This window comes from Streptomyces sp. PsTaAH-137 (assembly GCF_003259365.1).
Taxonomy (GTDB): domain Bacteria; phylum Actinomycetota; class Actinomycetes; order Streptomycetales; family Streptomycetaceae; genus Streptomyces.
This window is the reverse complement of the sequence record NZ_QLLY01000005.1, coordinates 161,556-185,206: the sequence shown is the minus strand read 5'-3', so window position 1 is coordinate 185,206 and position 23,651 is coordinate 161,556. Positions and strand designations below refer to the sequence as shown.

The following is a 23,651-nucleotide window of genomic DNA, read 5'->3' as shown; positions in this document are numbered from 1 at the left end:
GATGGCCGTCTCCGTACCCGATCTCGTGGCCCAGCCCGCGCTCCGGCTCACCGCGCTGACCAGCCACTGCGACGACTCCGAGCGGCGGATCCGCTGGGTCTCCACCACGGAGCTGCCCGACCCGCTGCCCTTCCTGCGCGGCGGCGAGCTGGTGATGACCACCGGCCTGCTGGACCGGGCCGAGGCCGGCTGGATCGACCTGCTCGGCAGGCTCGCGGAGCTGCCCGTCGCCGCGCTGTGCGTCGGCACCGGGCTCGTGCACCGGACCGTGCCGCCGGTCGTCGTCGAGACCGCCGAGCGCGTCGGCCTCGCCCTGCTGCGGTCACCGGTCGAGGTGCCGTTCGCCCAGATCAGCCACTGGGTCGCCGAGCAGACCTTCGCCGAGCAGTACGACGCCGTGCGCGCCGCGGCCGCGCTCCAGGACGAGCTGATGCGGGAGCTGCTCTCCGGACACGGGCTGCGCGGACTGCTCCGCCGCCTGTACCGGCAGCTCGGCGCGGGTCCTGTCGCCGTGGTGGAGCCGGACGGGAGCGTCCTCGCCCGCCACCCCGCCTCCTCCACCTGGCCGGGCGACGACCCCGGCGCGTCCGTGCCGATCGAGGTCGACGGGGTGCCCGTCGCCCGGCTCCGCACCCGCCGGCCCACCCCGCGCGGCGACCTGCTGTCGTTCGCGACCAGCATCCTCGGCCTGGAGGTGGCCCGGCACCAGGCCGTGCTGACCGGCCGCCGGGAACTGCTCGGGCAGCTCCTCGAAGACGTGACGCACCGTACGATCCCGGACGCCGACGCCCGTCGCAGGCTCGCCGCCCACCACCTGACCGTCGACGGGCCGAACGCGGTCGTGGTCGCCCGCGTCGACGGCGATCCCGCCAGGCTGCGCAGCCTGCCCTGGACCCTCGGCCCGCTCCTCGAACGCGCGGGCGACCGGCTGCCCACCGCCCTCATCGACGACACGGTGACGGTCGTCGTCCCGGACGGCGTCGACGCCGAGGCCGCCGCCAGGACCGTCGCAGGTCACCTGACGCTGCTGGACCCGAAGGTCCGCGTCGGGGTCGGCGAACCGCGCCGCGGAGTGACCGGGCTGCGGCTCGGCTACTTCGAGGCCCGCCAGGCCGCCCAGGCCGGGCCCGGCGTGCACCGGGCCGCACCGCTCAGCCTCGCCGGCCTGCTCATGGGCAACCTCGACCTGCCGCTGCGCGAACTCGGAACCGGCGTCCTCGCCCCGCTCCTGCGGCACGACGAGGCCCAGCACGCCGACCTCCTCACCACCCTGCGGACCTACCTCGCCCACGACTGCGCCTCCGCCGCCACCGCCGCGGCGCTCACCCTGCACCGCAACAGCCTGCGCTACCGGCTCCAGCTGATCGAACAGCTCACCGGCCGCGACCTCGACCGGCTGACCGACCGGCTCGAACTGTGGCTGGCCCTCACCGCCCTCGACGCGGACCCGGCAGCGGGCTGACCCAGGGATCAGCGCAGCAGCTTGCGCGACACCACGATCCGCTGGATCTGGTTCGTGCCCTCGTAGATCTGCGTGATCTTCGCGTCGCGCATCATCCGCTCGGCCGGGAAGTCCCTGGTGTACCCGTAGCCACCGAGCAGTTGCACCGCGTCGGTCGTGACCGACATCGCGGTGTCCGAGGCCAGGCACTTGGCGGCCGCCCCGAAGTACGTCAGATCGTCGGCGTTCACGCTGCTCCGCGCGGCCGCCGCGTACACCATCTGCCGGGCCGACTCCACCTTCATCGCCATGTCGGCGAGCATGAACCGCACGCCCTGGAAGTCCGCGATCGCCTGCCCGAACTGGCGGCGCTCCCGTACATAGCCGGTCGCCAGATCGAGGGCGCCCTGCGCGATGCCCAGCGCCTGCGCGCCGACCGAGACCCGGGTGTGGTCCAGCGTGCCCAGGGCGAGGCGCAGCCCCTTGCCGCGCTCGCCGAGCAGCCGGTCGCCGGGGATCCGGCAGCCGTCGAAGTACACCTCGCGGGTGACCGAGCCCTTCAGCCCCATCTTCCGCCCCGGCTCGCCGTACGAGATCCCGGCGTCGTCCGCGTGCACGACGAACGCCGAGATGCCGCGCGAGCCCGCCTCCGGGTCGGTGACCGCGAACACGATCAGGTACTTCGCGACACCCGCCGACGTGATCCACGTCTTCACCCCGTCGAGGACCCAGCCGTCCCCGTCGGCGGCGGCCCGGCAGCGCATCGCGCCGACGTCGCTGCCCGCCTCCCGCTCACTGATCGCGTAGGCCATCAGCGCCTCGCCCGAGGCGACCTCCGGCAGATAACGGCCGCGCTGCTCCGGCGTACCGGCCAGCAACAGCGGTGTGACACCGAGCTTGTTGGACGTCTGGATCGTCGACGAGGACGCGCAGGCCCGCGCCACCTCCTCCACGGCGATCGCCGCCGCGATGGCGTCCGTCCCGTCGCCCCCGAACTCCTCCGGGACACCCGGGGCGTGCAGGCCCGCGGCGACGAGCCGCCGGTAGTTGTCGTGCGGGAACTCGGCCCGCTCGTCGGTCTCCGCCGCCCGGGGAGCCAGCTCCTTCTCGGCGAAGGTGCGGGCCGCGGCGCGGAACTCGTCGTACATCGGGGGCAGCAGAAACGGCGTCATGCCGTGCTCCTTCGTGGTGCGTCCGTCAAGGCCGGTCCATTGCCGCGCACCGCATCGCCCCGCGCCAAGGTGCGTGTGCACGACGATCGGCCTGCTCTTCGTGCACGTGCACATCGACGTCCCCGACCGCGCCCGCATAGGTTCCGGTTGCCGCGGGCGGTCACCACCGCGGCCCCACGATCGGAAAGGCGCGACACCATGACTGTCTTCCAGGGCCTGCGGGTGCTCGACCTCAGCCGGGTGCTGGCCGGCCCGTACTGCACCTCCCTGCTGGCCGACCTCGGCGCCGACGTCGTCAAGGTCGAACCGCCGGCCGGCGACGACGCCCGGCACCTCGGCCCCTTCCGCGACGGCGAGAGCGTGTACTTCGCCCAGCTCAACCGGGGCAAGCGCAGCATCGTGCTCGACCTGAAGAACCCCGACGACCACGCCACCCTGCTGCGGCTCGCCGAGCGCGCCGACGTCCTCGTCGAGAACTACCGGCCCGGCGTCGCCGCACGCCTCGGCATCGACCACGCCACGCTCGCCGCCGTCAACCCGCGCCTGGTCTACGCGAGCATCTCCGGCTTCGGACAGAGCGGGCCGATGCACGCCAACCCGGCCTACGACCTGATCGTGCAGGCGATGTCGGGGCTCATGGCCGGGACCGGCACACCCGACGGGCCGCCAACCAGGGTGGGCGAGTCCGTCGGCGACCTGATCGCGGGTCTTTTCGCCTCCTGGGCCGTCAGCGCCGCCCTCTTCGACCGGGAGCGCACCGGCCACGGCCGGCACGTCGATGTCGCCATGCTCGACTCGCTGGTCTCGTTGCAGGTCACGGCCATGAGCCTGCTCACCGCGACCGGCAGCCTGCCCGGCCGCGTCGGCAACCGGCATCCCGTCTCCACCCCGTTCGACACCTACCGCACCGCCGACGGGCTGCTCGCGATAGCCGTCGCGTCGGACGGCGTGTTCGCCCGGTTCGCGCGGCTCGTGGGCCGGCCCGACCTGCCCGCCGACCCCCGCTTCCACGACGACACCGCCCGCACCCGCAACCGGGACGAGGTGCGCCGGATCACCGAGACATGGTCGGGCGGACTGACCACGCAGGAGGCGCTGAAGCTGGCGCAGGCCGAGGGCGTGCCGGCCGCCCCGATCCAGGACCTCGCCCAGGCGATCGAGAGCGAGCAGATCCAACAGCGCGGCCTCATCGGCGAGTTCGACCACCCCGTCCTCGGCCGCACCCCCTACCTCCGCCAGCCCGCCCACTTCGGCCCCCACGAGCGGGAGACGGGACCGACGGCGCCCAGCCCGGCCCTCGGCGCGCACACCGGCCAGGTCATGGCCGAATGGCTCGGCGCGAACAGCGCCTGAACACCGTTGACTGGGGCGCAAAAGCCGTGGAACGGTGAAACCGCGTTCCCCCTCCTGCCTGCCCCAGGCCCGGCGACCACGGGCCGCCGAGAGAACTGGAAGCGGATCACCGTGACGCTCGGAAACCCTGACTCCCCGCAGACCGCCGACGGCAGCCTCACCCCGGCCCGCATCGAGATGTTCGAGAAGGAGTTCGCCGCCCGGCCGACGAACCGGCTGATGCAGAACGCCGTGACCCAGACCCCGGTGGACGACATCGCCCTCGACCGGCGGATCGTGACCGCCGCCGACCACTCCGTCTCCCACCACCTGGACGACTGGAAGGTCACCAACCAGAAGCGGAGCGGCCGCTGCTGGATGTTCGCCGGGCTCAACCTGCTGCGGGTCGGCGCCGCGCGCGAACTCGGCGTGAAGGACTTCGAGTTCTCCCAGAACTATGTGCTCTGGTGGGACAAGTTCGAGCGGGCGAACTACTTCCTGGAGTCCATGATCGAGACGTCCGGCGCCGACGTCGACGACCGGACCGTGGCGCATCTGCTCGGCGACCCCATCAGCGACGGCGGACAGTGGAACATGTTCGTGGCGCTGGTCGCCAAGCACGGACTCGTACCGAAGACGGCCATGCCGGAGACCGAGAGCTCGTCCGCCACCGGGCCGATGAACCGGGCCCTCAAGAGCCTGCTGCGGCGCGGCGCCCGCGACCTGCGCAAACTGGCCGCCGACGGGATCGAGGCGCAGCGCGAGCACAAGGCCGAGGTGCTCGCCGCCGTGCACCGCGTGCTCAGCATCCACCTCGGCACGCCCCCGCAGACGTTCCTGTGGCAGTGGCGGGACAAGGACCAGGAGTTCCACCGCGAAGGCTGGCTGACCCCGGCCGAGTTCGCCGCCGCGTACGTGCGCATACCCCTCGACGAGTACGTGTGCCTCGTGCACGACCCGCGCGAGTCGAGCCCGGCCGGCCGGACCTTCACCGTCGAGCACCTCGGGAACATCGTCGAGGCGCCGCCCGTCGTCTATCTGAACGTGGAGATGGACCTCCTCAAGCGGCTCACCATGGAGGCCGTCGTGGACGGCGAGCCCGTCTGGTTCGGCTGCGACGTCGGCCGGATGATGCGCGCCGACCTCGGGCTCTGGGACGCGAAGCTGTACGACTACGAGGCCGTCTACGACGCTTCGTTGGCGATGGACAAGGCGGAGCGGCTGCTCCACCACGAGACGCAGATGACGCACGCGATGCTGTTCACCGGCGTCGACGTGGTGGACGGAGCGCCGCGCCGCTGGCGCGTCGAGAACAGCTGGGGCGGCGAGAAGGCCGACAAGGGCTTCTGGACGATGAACGACTCCTGGTTCGGCGAGCACGTCTTCGAGGTCGCGGTGCGCCGCTCCGCGCTGCCGCCCGAGCTGGCCGACGCCCTCGCCGAACCGCCGGTCGTCCTTCCCGCCTGGGACCCGATGGGCGCGCTCGCCCGGTGATGCCGGGTCAGAAGGGATAGGTCGCCGGCGCGGACCGGGCCGTGATCCAGCGGGTCTCCGTGAACGCCTCGATGTTGGCGGCGCCGCCGAACCGCGCCCCGGTGCCGGACGCGGCGACGCCGCCGAACGGGGCCACCGCCTCGTCGTTGACCGTCTGGTCGTTGATGTGGACCAGGCCGGTCGGGATCCGCTCGGCGAGATCGAGGCCGCGCATCACGTCCCGGGTGAGAATGCCCAGGGAGAGGCCGTACGACGATGCCGTGGCCAGCGCGACGGCCTCGTCCTCGTCCGCGTAGACCCGCACCGGGGCCACCGGGCCGAAGACCTCCTCCGCGTAGGCGGGCGAGGCGTCGGTGACGCCGGTGAGCACGGTCGGCCGGTAGAACAACTCCTCGTAGGTGCCGCCCGCCGCGAGCCGCGCGCCGCCGTCGACGCTGGCTGTGACCAGCGCGTGGATCTTGTCGCGCTGCCCGGCGTCGATGACGGGACCCAGCGCGACCTGCTCCTTGTGCGGGTCGCCGACCGGCAGGTGCGCGGCCTTCTCCGCCAGTCGCTCGACGTACTCGTCGGCGACATCGGCGTGCACCAGGTGCCGGCCCGTCGTCATGCAGACCTGGCCCTGATGGAAGAAGGAGCCCCACGCGGCCGTCGACGCGGCCCGCTCCAGATCGGCGTCGGGCAGCACGATCAGCGCGGAGTTCCCGCCGAGTTCGAGGTGGGCCCGCTTGAGATGGCGGGCGGCCGCCGCGCCGACCGCGCGGCCCGCGGCGGTCGACCCGGTGAACGAGACCACCCGCACCTGCGGCGCCTCCACGAGCGCGGACCCGGTCCCGGCGCCGCCCGGCAGCAGGTGCAGCACGTCCTCGGGCAGTCCGGCCTCCTCGAAGACCCGCGCGATCGCGACACCGCCGGACACGGCCGTGCGCAGATCGGGCTTGAGGAGGACGGCGTTGCCGAGGGCCAGGGCGGGAGCGACGGACCGGATGCCGAGGACCAGCGGCACGTTGAACGGCGCGATCACCCCGACCACCCCCGCGGGCACCCGGCGCGCGAAGCTCAGCCGCGGCTCCGCCGAGGGCAGCACCTCACCGAGCGGCCGGGACGCGAGCGCCGCTGCCTCGTAGCACTCCTGGGCCACGGTCGTCGTCTCGAAGGCGGCCTTGCCGGGTATCGAACCGGCCTCGCGGACCAGCCAGCCCTGTATCTCCTCGGCGTGCTCGGTGAACAGGTCACCGGCCCGGCGCAGCACCGCGGCGCGCTCGGTGTACGGGGTGCGGGCCCAGGCGAGCTGGGCGCGGGCCGCGCGCCCGGCCGCGACCGCGACGTCCTCGGCGGCGGCGACGCCGATCCGGTCCAGCACCTCGCCGGTGGCGGGCTCGACGACGTCGGCCGTGCCGCCCGTCGGAGTGGACCAGCCGCCGATGGCGGCCTTGCCGGACCAGAGTGCGGGGGCGAGCAGGGTCATGTGTGCCTCCAAGGGGGCCGATGACGAGTGCGGGGCCGCGTGGGGGAGCGGAGGGCGGGGCCGCCGCCCTGCTCGCGAACGTAACTCATCGGCCTGTCGGGCCTGGACGGGGGGCGTCGGGGCTCAGAAGGGTTCGTCGTCCGCCAGGTCCACGACCGTGCGGACCCCCGTCGCCTGGGCCGTCACGCCCGCCTCGCAGGCGGCGGCCGCCGCGTACCCGTCCCAGGAGGACGGGCCGACGACCCGGCCCGCGCGCGCCGCGTCCACCCACGCCTGCACCTCGCAGTCGTAGGCGGCCCGGAACCGGGTGAGGTAGTCCTGCGGGATGGCGCCGCCCCAACGCCCCGCCGTCTGGACGACCATGGCGTGGTCGTCGCCGATCCGCGCGGTGCCGTGCTCGCAGACCGCCTCGCACCGGACCTGGTCGCCGAAGCCCGCGTTGCGGTACAGCTCCACGTCGGCGATCACCCCGCCGGTCGTCTCCAGGATCACCAGCTGCGGATCGGGCACGCCGTTCATCGAGGTGGGCAGGGGAGCGGGCTTGACGACCTGGACGGCCGCGATCTCGTGGCCGGTGAGCCAGCGGGTGACGTCCATCTCGTGCGCCGCCGAGTCGGTGATCATCATCCGCTCGGTGAAGTGGCCGGGGGTGGTGGTGTTGCGGTGCCGGTGGTGCAGCATCAGCGGGCGGCCCAGCCCGCCGCCGTCGAGCGCCGCCTTCAACTGCTGGTACTCCGCGTCGAACCGGCGCATGAAACCGACCTGGATCCGGCGGTGCCCGAGCCGCCGCTCCGCCTCGACGATCCGGTACGCGCTCGCCGCGTCCGGCGTCAGGGGCTTCTCGCACAGCACCGGAAGATCGAGGGCGAGCGACTGCGTCAGCGCCTCCTCGTGGGCAGGACCGGAGGAGGCGATGAGCACCGCGTCCACGCCGGGCGCCGCCAGCGCGGCCGCAGCGTCGCCGTGCGCGGTGCAGCCGTCGAGGTCCGCGGCGATCTTACGGGCGCGCTCCACCTCCACGTCGGCGACGGCCACCACCCGCGCCCCGCTGATCGCCGTGTCGATCCGGCGGACGTGATCGGACCCCATCTTCCCGGTCCCGATGACGGCTACTCCCAGGGGCACGGCGGCTCCTCCTTCGGTCACGGCCCCGGACGGCTGCGGCCGGCGCCCTCGTGTCCCGCTGTTCCTACCCGAAGACGGCGGGCGGGGCGAGGGCGCGGCCGCACCCGGTCAGCGCGCCGCGTCCCGGGACCGCAGCAGCGGCTTGACCACCTTGCCGCCCGCGTTCCGCGGCAGTTCGGCGAGGACGACCAGGTCCTTGGGCCGCTTGAAGGAGGCGAGCCGTCCGTCGAGGAAGTCCGTCAGGTCCTCCAGCGACAGTTCGGTTCCCGGGGCCACGGTGACGTAGGCGACCGGCACCTGGCCCCAGCGCTCGTCGGGCCGGCCGATGACCGCGACCTCGAGCACGGCCGGGTGCGCGGCGACGGCGTTCTCCAGCTCGGCGCAGTAGATGTTCTCGCCGCCGCTGATGATCATGTCCTTCTTGCGGTCGACCACCCACACGAAGCCCTCGTCGTCCTGGGTGACGAGGTCGCCGGAGTGGAACCAGCCGCCGTCGAAGGCTTCGGCCGTCTCCTTCGGCTTGTTCCAGTACCCCCGCGTCACGGACGGCCCGCGGTAGACGATCTCGCCGATCTCGCCTGCCGGTACGTCGTTCATGTCGGCGTCGACGACGCGGTACTGGATGCTCGGGATCGGCCGCCCGACCGAGCCCAGCTTGCGCAGCGAGTCCTCCCCGCGCAGCACACAGGTGATCGGCGAGGTCTCGGTCTGGCCGAACACGGCCACGTTGAGCGCGCCGGGGAACTTGTCCGCCATCGCGCGCAGCGTCGCGTCGCTCGCGGGCGCGGCGCCCCAGCTGATGATCCGCAGCTTCAGATCCCGTTTCCCGATGCCGGGCTGGGCGCAGAGCAGGTCCCACTGCTGCGGCACGTTGAACACGACCGTGGCGCCCTCGCGTTCATAGGCGTCGAGCACTTCCTGCGGGTCGAAGGCCCCCAGTGGATGGATCACGACGGTGCTGCCCACCACGAAGTTCGCCACCATCGAGCCGAGGCCCGCGATGTGGAAGAAGGGGGCCGTCAGGAAGCCGATGTCGGAGTCGTCGAAGATCTCCATCGCGCGGATGCAGGTGAGCGCCTGCACCTGCATGTTGCGGTGCGACAGCAGCACGCCCTTCGGGCGGCCGGTGGTGCCCGAGGTGTACATGATCAGCGCGGTCGCGTCCTCGCTGATGTCGGGCAGCTCCAGCGGCTCGTGGGCCGCGAGGAAGTCCTCGTACGCGAGCAGGCCCCGGGCCCCGGCGCCGTCGGGCAGGTCACCGATGACGACGACCGTGCCGACCGACGCGCTGTTCGGCGCCGCGTCGAGCAGCGGCAGCAGCCGCGCGTCGACGACGACGGCCGCGGGGGTGCAGTCGGCGAGGATCCCGTCGAGTTCCAGCGGCGCGAGCCGGAAGCTGAGCGGGACGGCCATGGCGCCGAGGCTGTTCGCCGCGAACACGCTCTCCACGAACCACGGATGGTTCAGCGTGAGCAGGACCACGCGGTCGCCCTCGGCGATCCCCCGGTCGGCGAGCGCGGCGGCCAGCCGCAGCGAGCGCCCGGAGAGCTCGGCCCAGGTCGTCGTCCGTCCCTGGAAGCGCAGCGCGGGCTTGTCGGGGCGCATCATCGCGTGGGTGGCCGCCTGGGACATCCAGTGGTGCCGGAAGGACCAGGCGGGAGCCGTGTCGGTCGGCATGGGGCGACTCCTCGGGGGTCGTGGCGATCGGGTGGCCGCTGCCGCATTGTGCCGGTCAATACGGCCTGCGGAGAAGGCTCGTGAAGCATTTTGTTAATGGGAAATCACATCGTGCCGGGTGCGGTCACGCGTGTGGTTGACTGAGCCCCATGCCCCCGTATCCGCAGTCGTCCGGCCGGTCATGACGGTCGGGTCGGCCTCGCCCACCCGGCCCCGCAACCGCCGACAGCTCATCGTCGAGGCGGCCGGCCGGCTCTTCAGCGAGCGCGGATTCCACGCGGCGTCCATGGAGGAGATCGCCGCCCGGGTCGGCATCACCGCCGCCGCCCTGTACCGGCACTTCCCCAACAAGTACGCGCTGTTCGCCGAGTGCGCGCACGCCATGGCGGACCGGCTCGTCGCCGCGCTCGACGCACTGCCGCCGGAGGCCGGCCCGGCGGAGGTCTTCACCGCCCTGGTCCGGGTCACCGTCGCGCACCGCGCCTCGGGCGGCGTGTACCGCTGGGAGGCCAGGTATCTGCACCGCGAGGACCGTCGGCTGCTGCGGGCGAAGTTCGGGTACGTCGTCGGGCGGGTGGCCGAGGTGACGCGGCGCGAACACCCGCTGCCGAAGGAGCAGTTGCGCGCGGTGGCGGCGCTCGGCGCCATCGGGTCGATCACGATGCACCACACCTCCATTGCGCAGCGCCGGGTCGAGGAACTGCTGGTGGAGTGCGCCCTGCGGGTGGCCGGGACCGACCCCGCCCAGGCGGCCGGGAGCGAGCCCTCCGTCGACCTGCCCGCATTGCCCGTCCCGCGCTCGCGGCGCGGGGAGATCCTCGCGGCGGCCGTCCCGCTGTTCGCCCGCGACGGGTTCGCCGCCGTCACCAACGGCCAGATCGCCCGCGCGGTCGGCCTCGCCCCGTCCGCGCTTTACCGCCACTACCCGGGCAAGGTCGACATCCTCGCCGCCGCGTGCCTGCAAGCGGCGGGACTGCTCGCCCAGGCCGTGGACCGCAGCCTGCACGAGGTGGCGGGGCCGCGCGAGGCCATCGGCGCGCTGGCGGCGACGTACGTGGCCTACAGCTTCGAGCACACCGCGCTCACCAGCGTCGCCGAGGCGGAGTTCGCCGGTCTCCCGGCCGACCTCCAGCGCCCCCTGGTCCAGGCGCAGCGCGAGCACATCGCCGTGTGGGAGCAGCAGTTGCGGCTCGCCCGCCCGGAACTCGACCCGCGCCAGGCCCGGGTCCTCGTGCATGCCGGGTTCGGCGTGGTGGTCGAGGCCGGGCGGAGCCTGCGCTGGCGCGACGGCCCCGAGGCCCGCGCGGCCGTGACCGCGCTGGTCGTGGGCGCGCTGGGCCTCTGACACCCGCCCTAGGAAGGGCGGTTGCCCGTCGGGATCACGATGGGTGTGGTCGTGCCCGAGGCGCCGTTGTTCAGGAACGCCATGGCCAGCGCGCGCACGAACTGGTCGAACACGTAGAAGGCGGCGGGCGCGACGGGTGACAGGCCCTCGCGGAACAGGATGAACGCCGGCCACACGGTGCGGATCAGCGCCGCCGAAGCGTAGTCACGCTTCAGGCCCAGCCAGTCGCCGATCTCGTCGCTGAGGACGTAGCGGACGAACTCGTTGAGGAATCCGCGCGTGACGCCCAGATCCACCTGGGCGGTCAGCCCGAGCAGGTCCTCGGCGAGCTCGATGCCCTCGGTCGTCGGGGAGAGGATCGGGGTGAGCACCTGGCCCGACTGCGCCTCCGCGTCGGCCCACGTCCCGGGGATGTACTGGTCCTGCACCCCGAGCAGGTGCAGCGCGACCTGCCAGCTGTGCAGGAAGGCATCCTGGTCCGCCGCGGAGAACGGGACCTTCCAGTCGAGCAGCTTCCGGCGCACGTACGTGCCGAGACTGTGGAAGGTGACCAGGATGTCCGCGTTGCTGATCGGGATCCTCTGGTCCGCGCCCGTGCTCCAGTGCGGTGACCGCGGGAGCAGATGACGCACCCCGGCGTGCACCAGGCGGGTCTTGTTCGCCGTCACGATGAACTGGCCCGTCGGCTCGAAGCCCTTGAGCTGCGCGAGGTCGTAGCCGAACGTGAACGTCTTGGCCGCGCGGTCCTTCATGTCCGCGCCGCCCGCCGACCAGTAGACGCTCCTGGCCTCGCGCGGGATGACCGTGCTCATGATGCCGCTGCCCAGGCCGTACAGCACGAAGAGGTACGTGTCCTTGCGCCGGTTGAAGTCGGCGGCGCGGGCCAGCTTCGCGGGATCCGCCCAGGACGGCAGCCGGTTGACCTTCTGGAGGTAGGCGGTCAGGTCGGCCGGGAGGTTGCTGGGCAGCGGGTCGTCGTTGTTCACCCACGACGCCATCGCGCTGTTGACCGCCGGGACCCCGCCGCTGTCGATGAGCGAGGCGAGGAGGCGGTCCACCTCGTCGTCCCACACGTACTCGGGATCGGTGCCCGTACCGCTGCCGGCGACCGAACCCGCCGGGGACCACGCCCAGGCGCCGGTGGTGCCCGTCGCGCTCACGAGGCCCAGCGCGGCCCCGAGCGAGAGGACTCTTCTGCGACTGAGATTGTCCATTCACTTGCTCGCTTTCCTGGTAGGGAGTGCGGCTCATCTCGCCTTGAAATGCTCGGAGTTGGCTCTGTCGGCCAGGCTCGGGAGCTTGTTCCAGGATGTGATTTTTGATTAACATAGCGATGCTCGCCGAGGTCGACAAGGGCAGTGACGCGAGCGAAAACCAGGGGCCGTCGCCGGCTCGGACCACGACCGAGGAGCGCGCATGACCACGGAGCAGGACGAGACCCCGGCGCCCGGCGGCCTCCCGCCCGACGGCCCGGTCCCGACGAGTGCCCGGCCGCCGTGGGTGACGGACGAACTGATCGCGCGGTGGTGCGGGTGGGTGAGCCGGGACGCGGCGGCACCCGGCGCCGCCGAGCCGCTGACCGCCCTCGCGCCGTTCGACCTGGCGCCGATCGCGGCCGTCCCCGCGTGCACCGCGCACGACGTGGAGACGGCCGTGGCCGAGGCCCGGGCCGCCCGGGCCGGCTGGGCACAGTCGTCATCGGCGCACCGCCGCGACACCGTCCTCGCCTTCCACGACCTGCTGTTGAGCCGCCAGGACCAGGTGCTCGACCTGATCCAGTGGGAGACCGGCAAGGCGCGCTTCCACGCCTGGCAGGAGGTGGCGCAGGTCGCGGCGATCGCCCGGCACTACGCGCGGCGCGCCCGTCACTACCTGGCGCCGCGCCGGGTACGGGGCATGGTGCCCGGCCTGACGAAGGTCAGGGAGATCCGCGTCCCGAAGGGCGTCGTCGGCATCGTCTCCCCGTGGAACTACCCCCTGTACCTGGGCGTCGGCGACGCGCTGCCCGCCCTCCTCGCCGGGAACGCCGTGGTCTCCAAGGCCGACGAACAGACCCCGCTGACCCTGCTCTGGACCCGCGACCTGATGGCCGAGGCCGGACTGCCCGCCGGGCTGTGGCAGATCGTCGCCGGGCCCGGGGCCGCGGTGGGCACCGCGCTGACCGACGCCGTGGACTTCGTCTGCTTCACCGGCTCGACCGCCACCGGCCGCACCGTCGCGGAGCGGGCCGCGCGGCGGCTCGTCGGCGCCTCGCTCGAACTCGGCGGCAAGAACCCGCTGATCGTCCGCGCGGACGCCGATCTCGCCGCCGCCGCGGCCGGCACGGTGACCGCGGCCTTCACCAACACCGGGCAGATGTGCATCCACATCGAACGCGTCTACGTGCACGAGAAGATCCACGACGCCTTCCGCGCCGAACTCGTCCGGGCGACACGGGCGTTGCGGCTCGGGACGGCCTACGACTACTCGGCGGACGTCGGATCACTGACCTCGCAGGCGCGGCTCGCGGCGGTCACCGCCCACGTCGACGAGGCGGTGGCCAAGGGCGCGACCGTGCTGACGGGCGGCCGGGCCCGCCCCGACATCGGCCCGCTCTGCTACGAACCGACCGTCCTCGAAGGCGTCACCCAGGAGATGTCCGTGTGCGCACAGGAGACCTTCGGCCCGGTGATCTCCCTCTACGCCGTCGGCTCGGACAGCGAGGCCGTGGGCCTCGCCAACCAGGGGAGCCACGGCCTCTCGGCGTCGATCTGGTCGAAGGACACCCGCGAGGCCGCCCGGATGGCGGCGCGGATCCGCGCCGGATCGGTCAACATCAACGACGGCGCGTCCGCGGCGGCCGGCAGCATCGAGGCCGGGATGGGCGGCATGGGCGACAGCGGACTCGGCCGCCGCCACGGCGCCGAGGGCATCCGCAAGTACACCGAGACCCAGACCGTCGCGACCCAGCGGCTCCTGCCGCTCGGACCGCCGAAGCCGGGGGAGAGCGCCGTGCGGAACTTCGTCCGCCGCACCAATGGACAACTCGCCCTGCTGCGCCGGCTCGGTGTGCGATGAGCGATGACGCGCGGGACGACATGACGGACGTACGAGACCGGTCCGGATCGGAGATCTGATGGCAAGCCCTGTGATCGGAGAGCGCTCGCTCTACGAGGAGGACCACGAACTGCTGCGGGAGACGGTCCGCGCGTTCGCCGACAAGCACGCCGCGCCGCACGCCGAGCGGTGGCGGGAGGCGGGAGTGGTCGACCGGGACCTCTTCGAGGAGGCCGCCCGCGCCGGACTCCTCGGCTTCAACATCCCGGAGGAGTACGGCGGCGGCGGGATCACCGACTTCCGCTTCAACGCGGTGATCGGCGAGGAGTTCTCCCGCCACCCCGCTGCGGACGCCCTCGCGGCGGTCGGCCTCTCCAACGACATCGTCGTGCCGTACTTCACCGACCTCACCGACGACGCGCAGAAGGCCCGCTGGCTGCCCGGCATCGCGGCCGGACGGCTCGTCGTGGCGGTCGCGATGACCGAACCCGGCACCGGCAGCGACCTGGCCGGCATCGCCACCACCGCCGTCCGCGACGGCGACGACTACGTCGTCAACGGCAGCAAAGTCTTCATCTCCAACGGCCAGAACGCCGACCTGGTGGTGACCGCCGTCCGCACCGGGCCCGACCGGCACGGCGGCCTGAGCCTGCTCGTCGTCGAGGCGGACCGGCCCGGCTTCTCCCGCGGCCGCAACCTGAAGAAGGTCGGCCTGCACGCCCAGGACACCAGCGAACTGTTCTTCCAGGACGTCCGCGTCCCCGCCGCCCACATGCTGGGAGCCGAGGGCTCGGGCTTCCGGGCCCTGATGCGCAATCTTCCCCAGGAGCGCATCTCGATCGCCGCCAACGCCATGGCGTCCATCGAGGTCGTACTGGAGCGGACCGTCGACTACGTGCGGGAGCGCAAGGCGTTCGGCCGGAGCGTCGGCTCCTTCCAGAACACCCGCTTCCAGCTCGCCGACATGGCCACCACCGCCCGCGTGGGCCGCACGTACATCGACGACCTGCTCGCCCGGCACTCCCGCGGCGCCCTGAGCGCCGTCGACGCCGCCGCCGCGAAGTTCTGGGCGACGGAGCAGTACGTCGACATCGTCGGCCGCTGCCTCCAACTGCACGGCGCCTACGGCTACATGCTGGAGTACCCCATCGCCCACGCCTACCTCGACTCCCGCATCACCACCATCTACGGCGGCACCACGGAGATCATGAAGGAGATCGTCGCCCGCGACCTGGATCTCTAGCCCGGGCGCCTGCCGTGGAGGGCGCAGCCGCAGGCGGGCGGGCCCGTGGGGCCCGCCCGCCGGTACCCCGTCGGGGGTGTCAGTTGTCGTTCAGGGCCTTGTTCAGCGCGTCGATCGCGAGGTGCCGGGCGACGTTCGCGGCGCGGGTGTCACGCAGACTGTCCAGGAGCAGGAAGTCGTGGACCATGCCGGCGACGCGGACGGACGTGACGTCGACACCGGCCTCGCGGAGCCTGTTGGCGTAACTCTCGCCCTCGTCGCGCAGCACATCCGCCTCGTCGGTGATCACCAGCGTGGTCGGCAGCCCCTTGAGCTGGTCGAGACTCGACTGGAGCGGCGACGCGTAGTGCTGCTTGCGCTCCTCCGGATCGCCGGTGTAGGCGTCCCAGAACCACTTCATGCCGTCGCGCGTGAGGTAGTAGCCCTCGGCGAACTGCAGATACGACGGGGTGTCGAAGTCCGCGTTCGTCACCGGGTACAGCAGCACCTGCGCCTTCAGGTCGATGCCGTTGTCGCGCTCCTTGTTCATGAGGGCGAACACGGCGGACATGCAGCCGCCGACGGACTCACCGGTCACCGCCACCCGCGAGGTGTCCAGACCGTGCTCGGCGCCGTTCTTCAGGACCCACTGGCCCACGGCGTAGTTCTGCTCCACCTGCGTGGGGTACTTCGCCTCCGGCGCCCGGTCGTAGACGGGGAACACACCCGCCGCGTTCGCCCCGACGACCAGTTCCCGGAAGAGACGGTCGTGGGTCTTGTCGTCGCCGAAGACCCACCCCGCGCCGTGGATGTACACGACGACGGGCAGCGGGCCGGTGGCGCCCTTGGGCCTGATGATGCGGGTACGGACCGTGCCCCACTCGCCCGCGTCGACGTCGACCCACTCCTCGTCGACCTCGGGCCGGGCCACGCCCTCGCCGCTCTGCAGGCCCGCGAGGATGTCACGGCCCTGCTCCGGCGGGACCTCGTAGATCCGCGGGTGCGGGTCGGTGGCCTCGGCGAGCTCGCGGGCGGCGGGCTCCAGGTACGGGGTGATGGGGTCGGGCAGATTCGACATGCGCACACGCCTCCAGAGCGGGGAACCGAGCGAATCGGGCCAGATGGCGGGCCCGCGGGACGGCTGTCGCGGGACGTGCCGGCGACCGCCTCCGTGTGGAGATCCCATCCTTGCCGACCCCCGGTGCGCCGCAACTCGGCGCCACGCTCCGTAGCCGCGTCAGGCCGGCCGGCACAGCGAGCGCTGCCGGCCCAGCCCCGCGATCTCCATCTCCATCACATCGCCGTCGCCCAGATACGGGAAGCGGCCCGACAGCGCCACGCCCTGCGGTGTGCCCGTGTTGATGACGTCGCCCGGCTCCAGGACCAGGTACCGCGACAGGTGGTGCACGATCTCGCCGACCGAGAAGATCATGTCGGCGGTCACCGAGTCCTGCCGCGGCTCACCGTTGACCCACGACCGCAGCCGCAGCCCCTGCGGGTCGCCCACCTCGTCCGCCGTCACCAGGACCGGACCGAGCGGGTTGAACGTGGCGCAGCTCTTGCCCTTGGACCACTGGCCGCCCGACACCTCCAGCTGGAAGGCCCGCTCGGACACGTCGTTGCTGACCGCGTACCCGGCGACGTGCGCGAGCGCCTCCTCGGGCGAGTCGAGATAGGCGGCGCGGCGGCCGATGACGACGGCCAGCTCGACCTCCCAGTCGGTCTTCTCCCCGCCGCGCGGGATCAGCACGTCGTCGTACGGACCGACGACCGTGTTCGGCGACTTGTAGAAGAGGATCGGCTGCTCGGACGGCTGCGCACCGGACTCGGCGGCGTGCGCCGCGTAGTTCTGGCCGATGCACAGCACTGCCGAGGGCCGGGCCACGGGCGCGCCCACCCGCTGACCGGTGAGGTCGATCTCGGGCAGGTCCTCGGCCGGTGGCACGAGTCCGGGGCGCTCCGCGAGAGCCGCGAGGAACGTGCCGTCGATGTCGTCCGTCACGGACGACAGATCGTGGTGGCGGCCGTCGGGGGCGGCGAGGACGGGACGTTCGCGGCCCGGCGGGCCGACGCGCATGAGACGCATGAGAGGTCAGATCTCCAACTGGTCCTGTTGCAGGGAAGGGTGGGTGAGTGGATCAGTGCAGCCGCGCCAGCGACTCGACGCCCACCGCCGTCAGCGCGGGCAGCCCGTCGAGCAGGCGCAGCACTTCGGTCACGGCGCTCGCGCCGAGCCTTTGCCGGCACTCCACGGTGCCCGCCGCGGTGTGCGGGGTGAGCAGGACGTTCGGCAGGGTGCGGAACGGGTGGTCGACGGGCAACGGCTCCGCGTCGAAGACGTCGACGGCGGCGTCGATCCGGCCGGTGCGCAGTTCGGCGGCGAGCGCAGACTCGTCGACGAGCCAGGAGCGGGCCGTGTTCACCAGCCCGGCCCCGTCGGGCAGCAGGGCCAGTCGCTCCACGTCGAGCAGGCGCCGGGTCTCCTCGGTGGCCGGGGCGTGCACGGCGACGATCCTGCTGCTCCGCAACAGCGTTTCCAGCGGCATGAGTTCGACGCCGAGGCGGTCCGCCTCGGACGGCGGCAGAAACGGGTCCGTGACCGACACCCGCGCGCCCAGCGCCCGGGCCAGAGCGATGTACGCCCGGCCCGTGCGGGACGCGCCGATCACCCCGATCGCGCTGCCGTGGATCTCGTGCCGGGGCGGCGCCTGTCCCGCCGCCTCCCAGGAAGCGCCGGTGCGCAGCGCGTGGTCGAAGCGGTGCGTGCGGTGCAGCAGGGCGAGCGTGAACGCGAGGGCCACCTCGGCGACGGGCCGCGCCATCTCGTCCCCGGCCTGCGTGACCCGCACCCCGCGCCGGAACACCTCCTCGGCGACGTACGGGGCGACGGCCGAACCGGTGTGCGCCACCAACTCCAACTCCGGCGCGTGCGTCAGCAGTTCGCCGTCGATCCGCGGTGTGCCCCAGGACGTGATCAGTGCGCGGGCGCCCGGCAGGGCCGCGGTCAGCGCCGCCCGGTCGGTGTGCGCGTCGAGGACGGTCAGGTCCGCCGCCGCGTCGAGGCGCCGCCAGGTCTCGGCGGTGAAGAACTCCTCCCGCCGCCCCGGCGGCACGCTCACCACGACCTTCGGCCGCTCAGCGGAGCCAGTCATCCAGGTGCTCCTTCACGAAGGCGTCGTCCGTCAGCCACGGGTACGCGGCCGCCACCCGGGTCAGCTCGTCGGCCTGGCCCGGTGACAGCGTCTCCGCCGGGTCCAGGCACCAGATGCCCTCCAACAGGCCCTGACGGCGCAGGACTTCGTGGATACCGGCGATGCAGCCGCGGAACGCCCCGCGCACGTCGAAGACGGCCTGGTTGGCGTCGGTCAGCTCGGGGCGGCGGGCCAGACAGCGCAGCAGCGCCTCGTGGTCACCGGCCCGCGCCGCCCGCACGTCGTCCAGGAGCGTGGCCGCCGACCGGGTCCACACCGCCCACTGCCCGAGCAGCCCGCCCGCGAACCAGCGACGCCCGCCCGCCGTCTCGTACGGGGTGAGCAGGTCGCCGATGATGTCGTCGTCGTTGCCGGTGTACAGCGCCACCTCGGACGCGCGGTCGGCGGCGCCCACCGCGCGGATGACGTCGGCCGTCCGGTACCGGTCGAAGGGGGCGATCTTTACGGCCGCCGTCGACGGCAGGTCCGCGAAGGCCGACCAGAACGCCGGCGACAAGTACCGCCCGCCGACGGCTTCCTGGAGGTAGAAGCCGATGACCGGCAGCACCTCGCCGACCGCCCGCGCCCGTTCCAGGAGGCCCTTCTCGTCGGCGCCCGGCACGGCGGGGCTCAGCAGCACCGCGTCGTAGCCGAGCGATGCCGCGAGTTCGGCCTCGGCGACGGCCTGCGCCGTGTACCCGCAGGCCCCGGCCACCTTCACGAAGGGGCGGCCCGCCTCGGCCCGTACGGTCTCGGCGGCCAGTTCGAGCACCGGCCTCAGCAGGCCCACGCGGGGCTCGCGGATCTCGAACTGGGTGGTGTGCACGGCCACCGCGACACCGCCCGCGCCGGACGCCAGGTAGTAGCGGGTCAGCGCCCGCTGGCGGCGTTCGTCGAGCCTGCGGTCGGCGTCGAGTGCAAGGGGGTGGGCGGGGATGACGGTGCCCTGGGAGAGCACTTCGAGCGCGGTCATGGTGCGGTTCAGAACCTTCCGTCGCGGACCTGGAACTTGGTGGGCTTGCCGGACAGCGGCAGACCCCGGCGGAGCCAGTCGGCCTGCCAGCTCACCAGCGTGCGCAGCGGCACGTCCGGATAGCCGAACAGGGCGTGGCAGCGGCTCGCGTCGGACAGCAGCGCCGTCGGCGCCTCGGTGCCCGTGAAGGACGGCTCCTTGCCGAACTCCGCGCCGAACCAGTGCGCGAGCCGCCGCACCGACGCCGTCTCCGGGCCGGTCAGGTTCACGGTGAACCCGTCGCCGTCCGCCGCGTGCTTCAACGAGCGCAGGGCGACCTCATTGGCGTACCCCTGCCAGACGACGTTGGCGTGCCCGGTCGTCACGTCCACCGGCTCGCCGTCGCGGACCCGGGAGGCGATGTCGGCGAGGACTCCGTAGCGCAGGTCCACCGCGTAGTTGAGGCGGATCAGGGCGACGGGCGTGCCCCGGGTGAGCGCGGCGTGACCGAAGATCCGCTCGCGGCCCAGGCACGACATGGCGTACTCGCCGACCGGCGCGACCGGGTCGTCCTCGGTGCAGCCGCCCGAGCTCACCGGGACCAGCGGATACACGTTGCCGGTGGAGAACGCGGCGATCCGGGCCGTCGGCCAGCGGCGCGCGACGCGGTCCGGCATGGCCGCGTTCACCGCCCACGCGTGCGCAGGCGTCCCGGCGGAGCCGAACTTGGCGCCCACCATGAAGACGATGTTGCCCGCGTCCGGCAGGGCGGCGAGGTCGGCCGCCGGGTCCATCAGGTCGAAGGCGACCGTGCGCACCCCGTCGGCCTCCAGGGCGCGCGCCGCCTCCGGGTCCGACCAGCGCGACACCGCGTGCACGGCGACATCGGTGCGGCCCGCCGCATCGAGGGCGCGGCGCGCGAGCCGGCACAGGCTCGGGCCCATCTTGCCGCCCGCGCCGAGCACCAGCAGATCGCCGTCGAGCCCGGCGAGGTCCGCGACGAGCGCGGGGGAGGGGGTGGCCAGGCGCTCTTCCAGCGCCGCCTCAGCAGTGAACATCGTGGAACTCAACCCTTGATCCCGGACGCCGTGACGCCCTCGGTGAAGTAGCGCTGGCCCACCAGATACGCGGCGAAGATGGGCACGAACGCGATGACGGAACCCGACAGGACCACGTTCAGCGGCACGTTCTGCTGCTGGAGCGAGGCGATGCCGACGGTGAGCGTGCGCATGTCGGTGGACTGGCCGATGACGAGCGGCCACAGGAAGTCGTTCCAGTGCCACAGGAAGACGAACACGCCGAGCGTGGCGAGGATCGGCTTCAGCAGCGGCAGCACGATCCGGCGGAACACCTGCCACTCGCTGCACCCGTCGAGCCGCGCCGCCTCGAACAGCTCGTCGGGCAGTCCCTGGATGAACTGCCGCATCAGGAACACCGCTTGGGCGTTGGCGAGGGTCGGCACGATGAGCCCCCAGTAGGTGTCGACGCCGCCCAGCTTCGCGATCATCGCGAAGGTCGGGATCATCGTGACGTGGTAGGGCACCATCACCATCGACAGGAACGACCAGAACATCGCCTCGCGCCCCGGGAACCGCTTCTTGGCGAACGCGTATCCCGCGAGCGAGGCGAGGAGCAGCACGCCGACCACGGAGACGACCGAGTAGACCAGCGTGTTGAGCAGCCAGCGCGGCACGTCCTGCGAGCCGAGCACCGAGTCGTACGCCTCGCCGGTCAGCGGCCACGGCAGCAGGCTCCCGGGGAACTCCACGGCGGCGGACGGTTTCAGGGACAGGACGACCATCGCGTAGAACGGGAAGATCGTGGCGAGCGCGGCGATCGTGAGGAGCACGCCCCGCACGATCCGGCCGCCGGGCGTGCCGCGCAGTCCGGCCGGCACAAAGTCCCGTTCGGCCTCCTTGCGCAGCCGCCGCGACGGGCGAACGGGCGCTTCCGGCGCGGGAGTCGGGGTCTTCTCGACAGGCGGTGCGGTCATGGTCACTGGTCCTTCCCGATCACGAGCCGCTGGACGACGGCGACCACGAGGGTCAGCACGAACAGGGCGACCCCGATCGCGGAGGCGTAGCCCAGGTCGAAGTACTTGAAGCCCGCGTCGTACAGCTGGAACACGAGGGTGTAGCTGGCGTTGGCGGGGCCGCCGCCGGTCATCGTGTACACCGCGTCGAACACCTGGAACGACGCCGTCGTCTCGATGACGGCGAGGAAGAACAGCGCGGGCCGCAACTGCGGCAGCACGATGTGCCGGAAGCGCTGCCAGGGCCCCGCGCCGTCGGTCAGCGCGGCCTCCTCCAGCTCCCGCGGGATGTCCTGCATCCGGGCCAGCAGGATCAGCATCCCGTAGCCGAAGCGGGACCAGATCCCGACCACGGCGAGCGCCGGGACGACCAGCGTGTCGGACGTCAGCCACGACTCGTCGGACATGCCGAACCAACTGACGAACGTCGCCCACGGGCCGCCCGTCGAGAAGATCCACACGAAGACGGTCGCGGCCAGCACCAGCGAGGTGACGACCGGCAGGAAGAACACCGAACGGAACACCTTCGAGCCGCGGAACGCCCGCCGCGTCAGCAGCGCGAGCGCCACCGAAGCGACCAGCGTGCCCGGCACGGCGAGCACCGTGTACAGGACGGTGACCTTGAGGGACTTCCAGAACAGCGGATCGGCCCACAGACGCGTGAAGTTGTCGACGCCGATGAACCTGCCGCCTCCGGTCAGGGTGTAGTCGGTGAAGCTCATCAGCACACCGGCGACACCCGGACCGAACCGGAAGGCGAGGAAGAGGAGGAAACAGGGAAGGACGAACAGCAGGCCGATCCGGGCTTCGCGGCGCGCTTGGGGGCCGGGGCGGGTGGTTCGGCGGGTGTGGTCCGCGACTGCTGTCACGGTCGGTCTCCTTGTGGTACGGGGGAGGGGGTGCAGTCCTCGATCGCCGGACGGGCTCGAATGTGTCAGCCGCGGGCGGCCAGCGCGTCGGCCGCCTTGGCCGCCGTGTCCAGCGCGTCCTTCGGCGACTTCTTGCCGAGCAGCGCCGCCTGGATCTCCGGCGCCAGCACGCCCATCACCTCACGCGCCTTGTCCTGGAGCGGGCCGGCCGTCATGGTCGGCAGGGTGTCGCCGACGGCCTTCTGGAGCGCGTCGCCCGGGTAGAGGTCACCGGCCGATTCGCGCGCCGGGAAGTAGCCCGCGCCCTTCTCCAGACCGGCCGCGTTCTTCGGCTCGGCGACGAAGCCGATCCAGTCGCCGGCCAGGTCCGTGTTGGCACCCTTGAGCATCGACAGCGCGCCGACGGTCCCGTACCCGACCGACTTCGCGTCCTTCAGCGGCGGCTGGACGACGATGTTCTCCTTGCCCCAGAACGGCTCGACGTCCGCCGGGGTGTTCTGCCACGTACAGGCGACCTTGCCCTGGGCGACCGGCGTCTGCTCCAGCTTCGGCGTCGTCGTCACCAGGTCCTTGTCGGTGTAGCCGCCGTCGACCAGCTTCTTCAGGTACGTCAGCGCCTTCACACCGGCGGCGCTGTTGAACGTCGTCGCCTTCCCGTCCTCGGCGAACACGTCGCCGCCCGCCTGCCACAGCAGCGGGTAGAACGTCATGTTGAGCGTCTGCTGCGTGTCACCGCTGTAGCTGGTCGCGTAGTAGCCCTTCTTCTTCAACTTCGGCGCCAGCGCTTCGAGGTCGGCCCACGTCGTCGGGTACGACGTCTCGCCGATCGCCTTGAAGACCCGCTTGTCGCAGATCAGCGGGTTGGCGCTGGTGAGCACGGGGGTGCCCAGCGCCTTCCCGTCGACGGTCACCGACTGGAGCGCGAAGTCGGTGTAGTCCTTCTTCGCGTCGGCCGGCATGTAGTCGTCGGCGGGCACGATGTTCTTCGCGTACTTGGGCAGCTGGTCCGGGATCAGGTACACGACGTCGGGGCCCTTGCCGGAGGCGATGGCGGTGGCCAGCTGGGTGTCGCGGTTGGCCCAGGGGAAGGTCTCCACCTTGACGGTGACGCCAGCGTGCTTCTTCTCGAACGCGGAGACCAGACCGTCCCAGTACGCCTTGTTCTTCGCCTCGTCGAAGATCACGGGGTACGTCCACATGGTGACGGTCTTGCTGTCGGAGCCGCTGCCCGAGCCGCCGCACCCGGCGAGGGCGCTCACGGCGAGGACGGTGGCGAGGGCGGGCGCTGCGGCCACACG

The 23,651-nt window shown here is 72.2% G+C and carries 19 protein-coding genes; 6 read left to right on the top strand and 13 right to left on the bottom strand.

Features of this window, described 5'->3' with window-relative positions; genetic code table 11:
• Position 1 precedes the first annotated feature (1 nt).
• Entirely contained in the window at positions 2–1,462 is a 1,461-nt protein-coding gene (locus K377_RS12655; RefSeq protein ID WP_111663384.1) for a PucR family transcriptional regulator, read from the top strand.
• Positions 1,463–1,470: 8 nt separating this feature from the next.
• On the opposite strand, the gene K377_RS12650 is transcribed toward K377_RS12655, so the two are convergent.
• The gene (locus tag K377_RS12650; protein ID WP_111663383.1) at positions 1,471–2,613 is read right to left on the bottom strand and encodes an acyl-CoA dehydrogenase family protein; all 1,143 of its coding nucleotides are present in this window, start codon (positions 2,611–2,613) and stop codon (positions 1,471–1,473) included.
• A 198-nt stretch (positions 2,614–2,811) separates the two neighbouring features.
• Here K377_RS12650 and K377_RS12645 point away from each other — a divergent pair, with 198 nt between their 5' ends.
• Together K377_RS12645 and K377_RS12640 are read left to right on the top strand one after the other, a co-directional pair.
• Positions 2,812–3,966 (top strand): CaiB/BaiF CoA-transferase family protein, encoded by a 1,155-nt coding sequence (locus tag K377_RS12645; RefSeq protein WP_111663382.1) that lies wholly within the window; start codon positions 2,812–2,814, stop codon positions 3,964–3,966.
• A gap of 111 nt (positions 3,967–4,077) precedes the next feature.
• Positions 4,078–5,439, top strand: a complete 1,362-nt coding sequence (locus K377_RS12640; RefSeq protein WP_111663381.1) for an aminopeptidase C — start codon at positions 4,078–4,080, stop codon at positions 5,437–5,439.
• A gap of 7 nt (positions 5,440–5,446) precedes the next feature.
• Here K377_RS12640 and K377_RS12635 read toward each other — a convergent pair whose 3' ends face one another.
• The 3 genes from K377_RS12635 to K377_RS12625 all read right to left on the bottom strand — a co-directional run bounded on the left by K377_RS12635 (position 5,447) and on the right by K377_RS12625 (position 9,706).
• On the bottom strand, positions 5,447–6,904 hold the full coding sequence (locus K377_RS12635) for a benzaldehyde dehydrogenase (protein ID WP_111663380.1): 1,458 nt from the start codon (positions 6,902–6,904) through the stop codon (positions 5,447–5,449).
• Positions 6,905–7,027: 123 nt separating this feature from the next.
• Positions 7,028–8,029 (bottom strand): Gfo/Idh/MocA family protein, encoded by a 1,002-nt coding sequence (locus tag K377_RS12630; RefSeq protein ID WP_258395029.1) that lies wholly within the window; start codon positions 8,027–8,029, stop codon positions 7,028–7,030.
• Positions 8,030–8,137: 108 nt separating this feature from the next.
• Positions 8,138–9,706, bottom strand: coding sequence for a long-chain-fatty-acid--CoA ligase (locus tag K377_RS12625; protein ID WP_111663378.1), 1,569 nt, complete (start codon positions 9,704–9,706; stop codon positions 8,138–8,140).
• A gap of 181 nt (positions 9,707–9,887) precedes the next feature.
• Here K377_RS12625 and K377_RS12620 point away from each other — a divergent pair, with 181 nt between their 5' ends.
• Positions 9,888–11,051, top strand: coding sequence for a TetR/AcrR family transcriptional regulator (locus K377_RS12620; protein ID WP_161195179.1), 1,164 nt, complete (start codon positions 9,888–9,890; stop codon positions 11,049–11,051).
• A gap of 8 nt (positions 11,052–11,059) precedes the next feature.
• On the opposite strand, the gene K377_RS12615 is transcribed toward K377_RS12620, so the two are convergent.
• Positions 11,060–12,265 (bottom strand): oxygenase MpaB family protein, encoded by a 1,206-nt coding sequence (locus K377_RS12615; RefSeq protein ID WP_111663376.1) that lies wholly within the window; start codon positions 12,263–12,265, stop codon positions 11,060–11,062.
• A gap of 202 nt (positions 12,266–12,467) precedes the next feature.
• On the opposite strand from K377_RS12615, the gene K377_RS12610 reads away from it, so the two are divergent.
• Both K377_RS12610 and K377_RS12605 read left to right on the top strand, forming a co-directional pair.
• Positions 12,468–14,108: a succinic semialdehyde dehydrogenase gene (locus K377_RS12610; RefSeq protein ID WP_111663375.1), complete on the top strand. Its 1,641-nt coding sequence runs from the start codon at positions 12,468–12,470 to the stop codon at positions 14,106–14,108.
• 58 nt (positions 14,109–14,166) lie between these two features.
• The gene (locus K377_RS12605; RefSeq protein WP_111663374.1) at positions 14,167–15,330 is read left to right on the top strand and encodes an acyl-CoA dehydrogenase family protein; all 1,164 of its coding nucleotides are present in this window, start codon (positions 14,167–14,169) and stop codon (positions 15,328–15,330) included.
• A 79-nt stretch (positions 15,331–15,409) separates the two neighbouring features.
• On the opposite strand, the gene K377_RS12600 is transcribed toward K377_RS12605, so the two are convergent.
• The 8 genes from K377_RS12600 to K377_RS12565 form a co-directional block, all read right to left on the bottom strand.
• Positions 15,410–16,387, bottom strand: a complete 978-nt coding sequence (locus tag K377_RS12600) for an alpha/beta hydrolase (protein WP_111663373.1) — start codon at positions 16,385–16,387, stop codon at positions 15,410–15,412.
• 159 nt (positions 16,388–16,546) lie between these two features.
• Complete coding sequence (locus K377_RS12595) at positions 16,547–17,395, bottom strand: fumarylacetoacetate hydrolase family protein (protein ID WP_111663372.1); 849 nt, start codon at positions 17,393–17,395, stop codon at positions 16,547–16,549.
• Between the two features lie 52 nt (positions 17,396–17,447).
• On the bottom strand, positions 17,448–18,461 hold the full coding sequence (locus K377_RS12590) for a hydroxyacid dehydrogenase (protein WP_111663371.1): 1,014 nt from the start codon (positions 18,459–18,461) through the stop codon (positions 17,448–17,450).
• Complete coding sequence (locus tag K377_RS12585; protein WP_111663370.1) at positions 18,445–19,473, bottom strand: dihydrodipicolinate synthase family protein; 1,029 nt, start codon at positions 19,471–19,473, stop codon at positions 18,445–18,447. The genes K377_RS12590 and K377_RS12585 overlap by 17 nt, the downstream gene beginning before the upstream one ends.
• 8 nt (positions 19,474–19,481) lie before the next feature.
• Positions 19,482–20,510, bottom strand: coding sequence for an NAD(P)-dependent oxidoreductase (locus K377_RS12580; protein WP_111663369.1), 1,029 nt, complete (start codon positions 20,508–20,510; stop codon positions 19,482–19,484).
• A gap of 8 nt (positions 20,511–20,518) precedes the next feature.
• Entirely contained in the window at positions 20,519–21,445 is a 927-nt protein-coding gene (locus tag K377_RS12575; RefSeq protein WP_111663368.1) for a carbohydrate ABC transporter permease, read from the bottom strand.
• A 2-nt stretch (positions 21,446–21,447) separates the two neighbouring features.
• A complete protein-coding gene (locus K377_RS12570; protein WP_111663367.1) occupies positions 21,448–22,353 on the bottom strand; it encodes a carbohydrate ABC transporter permease in 906 nt (301 codons plus the stop codon).
• Positions 22,354–22,418: 65 nt separating this feature from the next.
• Positions 22,419–23,648, bottom strand: a complete 1,230-nt coding sequence (locus tag K377_RS12565) for an ABC transporter substrate-binding protein (RefSeq protein ID WP_258395027.1) — start codon at positions 23,646–23,648, stop codon at positions 22,419–22,421.
• Between the last annotated feature and the right edge of the window lie 3 nt (positions 23,649–23,651).